This is a genomic window from Eubacterium sp. An11, from assembly GCF_002161065.1.
Classification (GTDB): Bacteria; Bacillota; Clostridia; order Lachnospirales; family Lachnospiraceae; genus Anaerobutyricum; species Anaerobutyricum faecale.
This window is the reverse complement of the sequence record NZ_NFLV01000074.1, coordinates 1-1755: the sequence shown is the minus strand read 5'-3', so window position 1 is coordinate 1755 and position 1755 is coordinate 1. Positions and strand designations below refer to the sequence as shown.

At 47.5% G+C, this 1755-nt stretch carries 3 protein-coding genes and 1 pseudogene; all 4 read left to right on the top strand.

Going from position 1 to position 1755, the window contains the following annotated elements; translation table 11 throughout:
• On the top strand, positions 1 to 278 hold a 278-nt coding region (locus tag B5E53_RS18530; protein ID WP_140401541.1), incomplete at its 5' end, for an NADAR family protein.
• A gap of 15 nt (positions 279 to 293) precedes the next feature.
• Positions 294 to 740: an LPD11 domain-containing protein gene (locus B5E53_RS18525; RefSeq protein WP_087282370.1), complete on the top strand. Its 447-nt coding sequence runs from the start codon at positions 294 to 296 to the stop codon at positions 738 to 740.
• A gap of 66 nt (positions 741 to 806) precedes the next feature.
• The gene (locus B5E53_RS18520) at positions 807 to 1538 is read left to right on the top strand and encodes a YodL domain-containing protein (protein WP_087282371.1); all 732 of its coding nucleotides are present in this window, start codon (positions 807 to 809) and stop codon (positions 1536 to 1538) included.
• A gap of 20 nt (positions 1539 to 1558) precedes the next feature.
• Positions 1559 to 1755: pseudogene (locus B5E53_RS18515) on the top strand (hypothetical protein); the annotation flags it as partial.

The following is a 1755-nucleotide window of genomic DNA, read 5'->3' as shown; positions in this document are numbered from 1 at the left end:
CCAAAAAGCGTGGAAAGAACCTCACGCTGCGCCCGGACTGGGATAAGGTAAAGATTTCCCTGATGTATGAAATCTGTATGTGTAAATTCATGCAGAACCCAAAGCTGCGGGATGCCCTGATTGCCACAGGAAACAGTGTTCTTGAGGAAGGCAATACCTGGGGCGATTACTTCTGGGGCAAGGTCAACGGCCATGGGGAAAACCAGTTAGGGCTTATCCTGATGGACGTGCGTGAAAAGCTGAAATGGAGCATGGGAATGGAAAATGAGATTGCATAACGAGGTGAATGAAGCATGGAAGAAAAGAAACAGACGGTCTTGACGCTGAAATTCATCGGCATAGATGATTTTTCTTGTCCAACTTATGAGGATCAGTACGGACGGTTCTGGAAAGACCTTAACCTGGGGAAATCCGAACCCCCGGACTTGTATTCTACTACAAGGAATGACCTGGATGGGGAGCCAGTATCTCACATCCAGCAGGAATATACCTTTGAGTCAGAACCGTTCCGAAGAAACCCGTATGAGTTCCAGTATATGATGCTAAGCCGGATGCAGAGTGACTGTGAATATTTTCTCGGTTACGGGAACCGAAGTGTTACCATCTTATCTGAGAGCAATCCACAACAGCACATTAATCGCATGAAAGAGTTATGGGAGGGGTTACCTTCAGACGGGAAACCGGAATGGCTGACCTGGGAGCAGCTCCTGAACTATGAAAAAGAATTGTGTAACGAATAACCATAATGATTACGAAGGATCTTCCAACCAGGGAGGTCCTTCTTTGGCAAAGGAGGACGATGTCTTATGAAAATAACGATCTATCAGATCATCCCGGAATTGGATCAGGACCGGCTGATGTTTATGCCCCTTTCCTATTTTCAAAAAGCCGGGTATCCATCACCGCCTGCAGAAATTTATGAATCCGTATTCTGCGGAGAGACTGAAGTCACCACGCTGGAAGAAATCTACCGGATTTTTAACCGCAAGGATGAAGCGGATACCTGCTATCTGGAAAAGATAGGTTTCACCGGACATTCCATGTCAGTCTCTGACATTCTGGAAATACAGGACTCGCCGGCAGAAAGCCGCTTCTATTTCTGTGATACGTTTGGCTTTCCTCAAATATCATTTCAGAAAGAAAGCGCCATGTTGCCCGTCCAAAATCATGATTATATCCCTTATGAGCAGGTCAGCCGGTCCAAGTCCGGTTATCTGGCCTATATGGATAACAGCGGAATTTCCATTCATCCCTGTATCCAGGTTCAGCTCCAACGCTGCAAATACAGTCAGTGCCAACTCGGCTACCGGTTCCGTTACCAGGAGAAGGAAGAGTCCCCTTGGCGGCAGCGAGATTTTCTGGAACGTCCTGCTGTCCTTCTGTTCGAGGATACGCAAGGGCCGGCTCCGGAAGATTTATGGTATCACAGCCCTAAACCTTCGGTTTGGATCTCCCGTCACCCGGCGCACAGCCCGCTAAACCTGAATCTGGTGGAGGAATGGTGCCAGAGCCAAAATGTAACCTATGAATATCTTTAAAAACAAATGGAGGAAAATCTATGATCAAAGAAAGGAAAGGGGATCTGCTTCGTTCTGATGCTGCCATTATCGCCCACCAGGTCAACTGCCTGGGTATCATGGGGGCAGGCGTAGCCAGGCAGATCCGGCATCGTATTTTGACAGCAGAACAGTATCGGACATACCAGCAGATTTGCAGGAAGAATAAAGAGGAACTTCTAGGATCCTGCTCTTTGAT